Raw genomic sequence first — 9,126 nt, 5'->3', positions numbered from 1 at the left:
ATCCTGTCCAGGTAGCTCTGCGCCAGGTCGGCGACCTCGTCCTCGCCGCTGATGATCTGTTGTGCGGGTCGGTCGCCGACGAACCACCGGCCGTGTGTCTTCCGTCCACTGTTGGCCCCCTCGAGCGGAGGCGGTAGTTCTCGGCGTAGTTGCTCCACCCGGTCGATGCCTGGTATCGATGACCGCCCCGCGACGGAGGTGGGTACCGGGGGGTTCGCAGCGGTCGAGGTGTCGCCTGCGGCGACGTTGCGGAGGTAGGCGGTGAACCCCTGTTCGGCGTGGGCGGCCTGGGTGAGAACCTCGGCGATCCGGTGCAGCGCCGCCGTCTGAGCCGCGATCGCTTGCCCGGGTTCGGGTCGTCGGGTGCCTTGCGTGGCTTGCTGGAGGAATGCCCGAGCGACGTCGAACAGGGTCGCCGCGGTCAGCAGGGACGCCTTCCCGGCCTCGATCTTGGCGACTCCGTTCCGGATCGCGGCGGCGACATCGGCAAGGGACACGAACTCATCTTCACCATCGGCGGCGACAGTTCAGGCGGCTTCGGGCTCGCCGAGGTCACGGTCCACCCGTTCGGGTGAACGACGAGTCGAGTCGGGTGCGTCGAAGGTGTGCTGTCTGCGGGTGCCCTACTCGACCAGGACGCCGAATTTTGACTATGTGAGCGAGCAGGTAAGGCACCTATTGATCGTGGGTAAAGTCCCCTGCACCGACCTTGCTGGTCGGCGTTTCTCGTGGCCGCACCCGTCCCGCCCGCTGCGTCGGCGTCCCTGCCCTCGACGACACTGGCCGGTCCCGCAAAGATGGTGGGACCTCGGGACAGCGATCCTGGCCGCGATCGTCGCCGTCAACTGGTAGCTTGACGACAACCCTGCCGGCAAGCCTGACGGATCCCAACGACGCACATTGATCGTGCAGAACAAGGTGGCCATCGGCCCCTCAACGCTTCAGGAAGACGACACTCCCTCATATCTCTCCACAGAACCTGTCTCGCGCTGCGCTAGTCGAGGATGCAAGATCGCGGGGACGGAGATGGGCTCCGGCACCACGCTGGTCGCCTACTGCCAACTCAAGGCCGAGTGGACGACCAACGCCGACATCAACTCGCCAGGTATCAAGCAGAACGCCAACCTCGTCGCCTCACCACTGTGGTATGGGATTGAACTGCCCGACGGGACCCGTGGATACATCTCAGAGGTGTACATCGCCGCCGACTACCGGGGCGGGCTCGAACTGCCAGGCTGCTAGACGCCACCGACCAGCGCTCACCACGCCTGGGCGGACGTCATAGACCTCGATGCCCGACGTCGGGGTGCCGTCCACCAGGGTTCCGACCACCGGCGGGCCGAGAACCAAGCGGGACCCGGCGGCGGATACACGTTGCAGCACAACCGCCTGCCCTGCGCCCACCGCGTCGCGCAACTCGCGGGCGACGGTGTCCAGGTTCGAGCCCGCGACCGACACCAGATCGCAATCGACGACCATCGCCGAGGTCCCTAGAGCCGCCGCATTCGGTCGAGGGCCTGCTGGTCGGGCGGATAGCCCACGGGCCACGGCGACCTCCGCGACCCGGCGCCGCAGATCCGCGGCCGCCTCGTCCTGCACCTCGGCCACCGGGGCGACGCGGAAGGAGGTGAACCCCGCTTCGCCGCTGCGGCCGCCTCGACCACGACGACCAGGAACGTGCCCGAGGCGACGGGTTCCAGTGACGCCGAACCAGCGTGAAGCCGAAACATGTAGTCGACGTATCGCCGCAACCGCCGCCGCGCTGCGCTGGTGGTCCTCCATCGCTGCGCCCAACCGGCCCACCACTCATCTACCTTCACGCCGAAACAGTGCACGGAACGGTCAGGGTGGAATAGCACCTTCCACGGGCCCAGCCGTGGCGCGGGCCTGGGCCTCCGCCTGTCTCGCCCTGCCGTGTGCCCGCATACCCTCGGTGTGCCCAGTTCGGCATCGGGTGAGCCCGGTCGACTACCTACTCAGGTCGTGGCTGGGGAGGCCGCTGCCAGGCCAGTCCTTGATCGTCCGAACGGGGACACCTGGTCGAAGTCGGTTGCCGTCCTCTGGGCATCTGCCCCGCTTCCCTGTCACGGGGTGCACTGGTGAACCTGGACCTGCTCGACGTAGAGCCGATCGCTGGCGGGAGGGCGGCACGTCGCAGTCCCACTGCCCGGGGTTTCTGGGCAACGTTGGTGCCGAACCGCGGTTGGTCAGACCAGCGCCGCGGTCAGCTCACGAAGTGGGGCCGGGTCCGCTGGGGCGATGTATCGGTAGCTCTGGGGCGGTTGGAACTCGGCGTGGCTGCGGAGCACGGCAAGGGTCAGCGGGGCGGCCAGAGGCTGCGGATCGGCGATGGTGAGTGCGGTGGCGTGGGTGGCGCCCGCGAAGTAGTCGAGGAACTCGGCGCGTGAGATGCCCACGTTGGCGCGGTGTTTCCGCCAGATCGTCATGGGACTCGCGGTGTGGCGGTCCGCGAGGGTGGCCAAGCCGAGGACAGCCATGACCGGTGAGCTGGCGTAGAGGACGATCAGCGTCCCGGGGGGTGCCGAGACGCGGGTGCGCCTCAGTTCCACGGTCTTCGAGCCGTCCAGGATGGCGTGGACGAATCTGGGGCGCAACGACATCAGCAGCGGGCGTGGGGCTGGGGCACCTTCACTGTCGGTTGCCGGTGTCGTGATCACGTGTGGACCCTATCCAGCTCCAACGGCAAACACACGTTCGACACCATCACGATCTTGTGATCGACGTTACATGGTGGCGGCCTTGTACAGGTCGGCGAACAGTCCGGGGCTGATCTTCTGGGGACCGTAGAACTTCCGGGGTCCGTCGTGCGCTGCCCTCAGTCGTTGGTAGGAGCTCTCGGAGACAGGGCGGTCGAACAACTCGGTGTCGGAGAAGCGCAGGGCCTGAAGGGTGGGTTTGCCGTCGGCCAGCTCGCGCAGCGCAGCGAGGTCGAGGACGCCGTAGTGCTTGAGGGACTCGTAGAGCCGTTCCGGTTCGTCTACCTCGATGGCGTCCAGGAAGGATGTGCCGATGTACCCTGGCGCGCTTCGCCCTCCCTTGCCCTGACTGGCTCGCCACACGATTCGCGCGGGTGCTGTCAGCAGCTTGTCGGCGGTCCGGTAGTAGACCTGTGCGCGACCGAGGGCGAGTTCGACAGGCCGCGTGGTCAGATGCGCCGGGTAGCCGAGGAGCTCCCCGCTCCACCTCGGCCGGATGGGCAAGACGAAGTGCTGCAGGGTGCTGTCGGTGAGCTTCGCAGGCCAGAGCGACCTTTCGACCTCGACCGCCGCCCGCGGCGTGAGCCCGGGCCGCATGAGGGGGCCAGGACCGACGCGGACGAGCGCACGCGCCTGGTTCGCCACACGATTGACTTCCTCGCTCGTGCCACACACAGGGACCACCCAGGCGAACCAGCGGTCACCGACGTGGTGGAACGGTTCGGCCGCCAACGCCCGGGTCAGCACTCCGCCCACATGCGGGTCGGAAACCTCGATCGTCAAAGCACCATGTTCTCTGGCGTCCCTGCGCAGCAACCACAGCAACTGACGCGCGACGGTGTCGGACAGTGGGTGGTTGCCGGTCCGCAACAGCGGCACCCGGAGGATCTGGCCATCCAGGTGGGCGGCGTAGCAGGCGACCGGAGGCTGATCCCCCGACCTGATCAGGAAGCGCGGCACCTCCTCGCGGGCGAGTCTGCGCAGCAGGTCACGCAGATTGCCGCGGGTCTCGCCGGACGGCTGGGCCAGGAAGGCGAGCAGGTGGGACTCGTCGTCGGCGCCCGCGCGGACCTGGTCGTACTCGCTGTTCTGCAGCCTAGCTGGTTGATAGGCCCACGCCCTGGCCAGTTCGTCGAGATGGGTGACGACCAGGTCGGGATTCAGCACGTGGACCGGAGCGAGCGCAGGCACCACCCGCCTCAACTTCTCGAAGCGCGCTCGAAGCCCGTCATCCCAGGTCAACAAGACGCCAACGCCCGCTGAGACCACCGCCGCGATCTGACGCAGATCACCCAGGTCCTGCTCGGACAGGGTGAGCCCGTTTGACGCCGCGACCAACTGCTCGTACAGCGCCTCAGTCTGCGCAGGCGCACCAACCCGGCGGGGGTACTCACGAAGGGCTTCTGTCAGCGCCGTGGGCTGGTCGTGGCATCGCCGGGCGAGTTCGTGCTCCACGCCGTCGGTGACGACCAGACGGAGCCTGCCGGTCAGGTGATCAGCCAGCAACACCTGCGATCGCTCGGCGACCGGCTTGTTCGAGCGCGAGTGCAGGTCCATCAGGATGTTCAGGTCCAGCGCCGCTTCGAGCAGGTCGGGTTCGTCCTCGGCCAAGTCCGGCTCGGTGAGTGCGCTGAACAGATTCGGATGGCCGTGATCCAACCACCAGACGGTCATCGGACTGCGATCCCTGCCGCGCCCGACCGCTGCGCCTAGCGCTTGGAAACCCAGTGCGGACCACATCGGGTTGAGCCCGTAGTCATCTCTGCACTTGGCACGGATACCCAGCTGAGCCGCGTGCCTGTTCTTGATCGTCTCCACCAGCACGCGGGCCACTCCCGAACCCCGCGCGGCCGTCTCCACGCACAGGTGGGACAGCATCACCTGATTGTTCCGCGGTAACCGGAACAACGCATAGCCGACCGGCCTGCCCCCATCCCATGCGGCGATCAAACAGCCGCGGTATGCCGCCTCCTTGAATGCGCCCGCAGGCATCATGCCCAACGTCCGGCTGTACCGCTTGCCCATCTTGACCAGCTCGTCAACGACCGGATCATCCGCTCCGACGACACCCGCAGTGATCGCAACCATAGGCGGATGATCTTACCGGGACCGCCGAACGCCGGGACCAAGCCGGACGTTGCCATCTGAATCCGCGCCAGCCCAGACGCCCCCCTGCTTCGCGCTCCGATGCTAGCCCTCGAGCCACGCGCCGCTACCCGGCCCGCGGGGACGTTCGATCGTCCGAAGGGTCGCCTACTCGAACGACACATCCTTGATGCCTCCAGCAACCGCCCGGCGGAAGGCCGCGCCGCGGACACCCCAAGCGCGTCGCACAAGCCGAAAGCAGGGCCCCGCGCACAACCCAACCTGGCCCAACCCCACACCCGTCGACAGTGAATGATTCGGCTGCGATGTCAGAGGTGGCGTGGACGTCCCCAGGCTGGGTCGTCGGGTGCGGGTGCCAGGGCGCTGCCCGGCTCGCGCGGGGGGTGACCATGCCTGCCAGTGGACGTTGGTCGGCCGGGTTCCGGTGCGGGCGTATTCGTGCACCGCGGCCCTGATGTCGGCGATGGGCAGTTCGGAGTCGGGCGGGAACTCCATCACGTTCCACTGGTGGTCATACGCCAAAGCGGCAGCGCCGGTTGCCGTCGTGGTGGGGTTTCAACTGGAGAGGCTGCCACTGGGGCCGACGTAGTGCAGGGCTCCGACGGTGCCGTTGAGTCCGGCGTAGAGCCCGTCGGTGTCGTCGTCCTCGCGGGTGATCTCGGCGACCACGCCGGTGGTGCCTGCGAGGGTGGCGATGTGGTCGAGGGCGGCGTCGATCTCGGCGGGGGTGGCGGCGATGTGGTCGTCCTCCTGGTCGGGGGCGTACCAGAGGATCAGGGGTGTCACGTCGGGTCTCCGGTGAAGGTGTGACGGCTCCTCGGGCGTGACCACGGTATGGAGCACCCGTGCGGGAGCAGGCGGGGCAAGTAGGTGCGGCACGACATGCGCCCCGGGCACACCTCGTGTTTGATCACCAGGGTGACGTGGGGTTTCTCGCCGGTGCTCTCCCAGTGCTGGCAGACCCTCGCGGCGAGCTTGGCCTCGGCGAGCGTGCGGATCACGGGAACACGCGGACGAGCTGGGCGAGGTAGCGCGCGGCGAGGTCGGCGCAGCACCGCCGCACAATGCCCCAATGTTCCTATCACCACTACACCTGCGGCACTATCCGAAACCATCGACTGACCTTTGTCGCCACCGCAGTTCGAGATCATTCTCGTTCAGGCGTCACGTCAGGGAACTATTGCATGGATGCGATTCATCGCACAGAGGGAGTGGCCGATGGTCTTCGTATCCACTCGACCTGCCACGGCAGGTGCTACCGGCAGTGGTGGGGTGGTTCGGGTCGAGGGTGTGGTGGTGTTGGTGGATGGATTGGTGCTCCGATGGGGATGGTCGCGTCGTGGGGGAGTCCGTTGCGGAGGTCGTGGTAGTTGTTGGTCCATGCCTCGTGGAGCAGGCAGGTGCGGCTGTCGGTGAGGTCGCGGTCGGCGAGGAAGTCGTTGGCGAACACGATTCCGGCGTAGGCGGCTGCGGTGCCGTCGGGCCAGGTGGGGTCGTGGGTGGTGCCGTCGGGGTCGACGACCCAGGCGTGGGGGTGCACGGTCCCTGCGTGGGTCAGGGCGTAGCCTTCGGCGTAGTAGCCGCCGTGGGCGGCGCGGTAGTGGGAAGCGTTGGCGTAGCAGCGTCGTGGGGTGCCGTGGGCGCGGTTGCGGGGCAGTGGCGCGGGGGTCGACCAGCGGCCGAGCGTCAGCACCGCGTCCTCGGCGCAGCTGAACACCCAGTTCCTGGTGACGGGGTAGGCGGTCTCGTGCAGCCGGGTCAAGGTGGTCAACCACGCCAGCATGCGGACCCGGCTGGCGAGCGTGTGCGGTGCGGTGGTGTTCACCGGGCGATGGTGCCACGGCGGCCCGACCTGCTGGGGCGCCGCGCTGCGGTGTCGTGGAAGGTGACGTTCTCTTTGTCCGGCACCGTCGGCATCTAGCGGCACAGCCACCCGCCTCCTGCCGCGGCACGGGCGGACAAGATGCACGACGGGCGTGCACGACTGCCCTCGTGGGGACGAAGGCGAGCGTCGCGGAGGTCCTTGGCGTGGATGCGCACTCTTCCTCTCGCGCGGTCGTACTGCTCCCCAAAGCCTTCAAGATCGACTCGAGGTCGCGCTTGCGGACAGCGTTCCGATCAGGTGCCTGATCGACGGGGAGCACGGCGCCTTCCACTCCGCGCCGCGACCAAACCGGCAGAAGTTCTTCCGCACGCTGATGTCAGAGGGTCCGAGGTGGTGGCCGCGCTCGGGATCTCCACCGCAGGACCCGCACCCGGCCGCGCGGGCATTCAGCGAGGCGCGTCCAGGGTGTAGACGGTCTTGTCGCCATTCGGGTCCGCCATAAGGGTGTAGCTGCCCGCGCCCGTGCCCGACGGGCCGATGATCGTGGCGGTCCCTCACCTGCCGCGCTGGTGAAGGTGGTAACCCGGCCTGGCTGTCGCTGATCGAGGCCAGCGTGCCGTCGCTGTAGTAGTAGTAGTAGGTCAGCGCGTTGCCGTCGCCGTCCATCCGGTTGAGCGGCCACCCATCGGCGTTGACCGACCACAGCCCCCAACTCCAGGCCGCCCGACCACGCGAGCCCTCCTGCACTCGGCCAGCGATCACCCCGGTCACCGGCGCCTACCCCTACGGCACCGCACTCCGCGGGTCGTCGCGGCCGATCTCGCCGTGGGCGATCGAGGTCGGCGAGGGGGGCGACCACACAAAGGCGTCCGCGTCTGCGGCACGTGGCCAGGTCAATCTCCAGCGGTCCGCCAAGCGATATCTCGCGTGTGGCCACCGTGGCGCGAACCACTGACAACATTCGACCTCATTGAGTCAATCCTTGGCGAGATGGCTCGACCTAGCACTAACTTTGTCAACTTTCTGTCTTGTTACCGCAGATCCTCTCTGACACTCTTTAACCATGTGGCGCGATCCGAACTATCCTCGTCTGGAAGACCATCAGGGAAACTCGCCACAAACATCCGGTCTAACGGCCCGTGACGGCTCGGGTCTCGGCGTTGCGCTTTTCGTGCATCTAATCGGACTTGCTGTCCTTGGCATCGCGGTCGCAGGTATCCAGCAGCACTACTTGGGCGCGACGAGAGGCGTGGTCGGGTTCTTCGGGCCCGACTCATGGCTGACAGGCAAGCCTGATGCCGTGTGGTCATTCAGGCTCTCACTGTTTCCTTTTGTCTTGATTATCTACGCGGCCCTGACTGCCGTTCGAATGTATGCATCCAGCCGTGCTGCGCGGGGGTCCAGGTATACCCCCGTTTATGTCTTGACCGGCGTTCGTCACCTCGTGGTTGCCGAGGCCGCCGCTTTGGCCCTGCTTGCGCCGCACTTCTCGACCGTACGTGCCGGGTCCTGGTGGTTTCCCCCGTTCATCGAGTTGATCGACCCGCCCGAGTGGGTGCCGTCCTTCTTCGTCTATCCGCTGCCGCTCGCCCTCCTCATCCTTTTCCTCGCCGTGATGACCCATAACTCGGCGAAGCGCTCCCTGGCTCGGGCGAACTCTATCCTTGAGGAGAAGGGCGACACCGGTTGAGGGCCCTGGCGAAATCCGCACAAGCCAGCACCGAAGGATGCCATTGCCGGGGCACCGCCAGTTCGTGGCCCTTCACATCGTGGTTGGCCGCTGGTAGCAGCAGGAGTCATACAGTCAGGCAGTGAAGGCTCCGAATACGCGGTGGTGTACTCCGAGCGCGTCGTCCAGCAGGGTGAGACGCTGTGGGACATCGCCGCCCAGCACTACGGCTCCGGCGGCCTCTACCACCGCCTCGTCGCCGTGAGCCCCGGCACCATCACCGACCCGAACATCATCCACCCCGGCGACGTCATCCGCGTCCTGCGGGACTGACCACGACCACCCCGCCGGATCGCCCGATGCCGCCCCTCATCGCGATCTGCTCACCGCGCTCGCAGCGCAGCGCGGGTCTGGGCGGCGATCTCGATGTCCTCGCGCGCTGTGATGACCCAGGTCGTCACGGCCGCGTCCGGCGCGCTGAGGCGGGCGTCACCGGAGGCGTCGCGGTTGCGCTCGTCGTCGAGGGTGATTCCCAGGAAGCCGAGCCCGGCGGCGGTCTCGGCCCGCAGCGCGGCGTCGTGTTCGCCCACGCCGCCGGTGAACACCAGCAGGTCGATGCCGCCGAGGGAGGCGGTCTTGGCGGCGATGGCCTGGCGGAGGTGGTGCGCGTACACCTCCAGGGCCAGCGCGGCGTTCGGGTCGCCCGCGGCGGTGGCGCGGCGCGCGTCGCGCATGTCGCCGCCGTGGCCGCTGAGGCCCGCGAGCCCGGAGGCGTGCTCCAGCCCGTCGGCCAGGTCGTCGAGGGTGAG

The 9,126-nt window shown here is 67.5% G+C and carries 7 protein-coding genes and 2 pseudogenes; 4 read left to right on the top strand and 5 right to left on the bottom strand.

The window, feature by feature from the left end; genetic code table 11:
• Window positions 1-278 precede the first annotated feature (278 nt).
• Both ACWEPX_RS31460 and ACWEPX_RS31455 read left to right on the top strand, forming a co-directional pair.
• Window positions 279-575 carry a hypothetical protein gene (locus ACWEPX_RS31460; RefSeq protein ID WP_451900907.1) on the top strand — a complete coding sequence of 99 codons (297 nt, stop codon included), beginning with the start codon at window positions 279-281 and terminating at the stop codon, window positions 573-575.
• Between the two features lie 325 nt (window positions 576-900).
• Window positions 901-1,242, top strand: coding sequence for a hypothetical protein (locus tag ACWEPX_RS31455; protein WP_451900906.1), 342 nt, complete (start codon window positions 901-903; stop codon window positions 1,240-1,242).
• Between the two features lie 965 nt (window positions 1,243-2,207).
• On the opposite strand, the gene ACWEPX_RS31450 is transcribed toward ACWEPX_RS31455, so the two are convergent.
• The 4 genes and pseudogenes from ACWEPX_RS31450 to ACWEPX_RS31435 all read right to left on the bottom strand — a co-directional run bounded on the left by ACWEPX_RS31450 (window position 2,208) and on the right by ACWEPX_RS31435 (window position 6,648).
• Window positions 2,208-2,621, bottom strand: coding sequence for a hypothetical protein (locus ACWEPX_RS31450; protein WP_451900905.1), 414 nt, complete (start codon window positions 2,619-2,621; stop codon window positions 2,208-2,210).
• 123 nt (window positions 2,622-2,744) lie between these two features.
• Entirely contained in the window at window positions 2,745-4,805 is a 2,061-nt protein-coding gene (locus ACWEPX_RS31445) for a GNAT family N-acetyltransferase (RefSeq protein WP_451900904.1), read from the bottom strand.
• A gap of 165 nt (window positions 4,806-4,970) precedes the next feature.
• A pseudogene (locus ACWEPX_RS31440) lies at window positions 4,971-5,609 on the bottom strand (Imm1 family immunity protein).
• Between the two features lie 469 nt (window positions 5,610-6,078).
• Complete coding sequence (locus ACWEPX_RS31435) at window positions 6,079-6,648, bottom strand: hypothetical protein (RefSeq protein WP_451900903.1); 570 nt, start codon at window positions 6,646-6,648, stop codon at window positions 6,079-6,081.
• 1,063 nt (window positions 6,649-7,711) lie between these two features.
• Here ACWEPX_RS31435 and ACWEPX_RS31430 point away from each other — a divergent pair.
• Window positions 7,712-8,338 (top strand): hypothetical protein, encoded by a 627-nt coding sequence (locus ACWEPX_RS31430; protein ID WP_451900902.1) that lies wholly within the window; start codon window positions 7,712-7,714, stop codon window positions 8,336-8,338.
• A gap of 144 nt (window positions 8,339-8,482) precedes the next feature.
• The gene (locus ACWEPX_RS31425) at window positions 8,483-8,650 is read left to right on the top strand and encodes a LysM peptidoglycan-binding domain-containing protein (protein ID WP_451900901.1); all 168 of its coding nucleotides are present in this window, start codon (window positions 8,483-8,485) and stop codon (window positions 8,648-8,650) included.
• Between the two features lie 50 nt (window positions 8,651-8,700).
• Here ACWEPX_RS31425 and ACWEPX_RS31420 read toward each other — a convergent pair.
• A pseudogene (locus ACWEPX_RS31420) lies at window positions 8,701-9,126 on the bottom strand (acetate/propionate family kinase); the annotation flags it as partial.

This window comes from Actinokineospora sp. NPDC004072 (genome assembly GCF_053604195.1).
This window is presented reverse-complemented; position numbering and strand designations above follow the sequence as displayed.

What these genes read in the sequence shown, in the direction of transcription:
- ACWEPX_RS31450 (WP_451900905.1), bottom strand. Translation starts at nt 2,621, where the DNA reads ATGTCGTTGCGCCCCAGATTCGTCCACGCCATCCTGGACGGCTCGAAG.
- ACWEPX_RS31445 (WP_451900904.1), bottom strand. Translation starts at nt 4,805, where the DNA reads ATGGTTGCGATCACTGCGGGTGTCGTCGGAGCGGATGATCCGGTCGTT.
- ACWEPX_RS31430 (WP_451900902.1), top strand. Translation starts at nt 7,712, where the DNA reads ATGTGGCGCGATCCGAACTATCCTCGTCTGGAAGACCATCAGGGAAAC.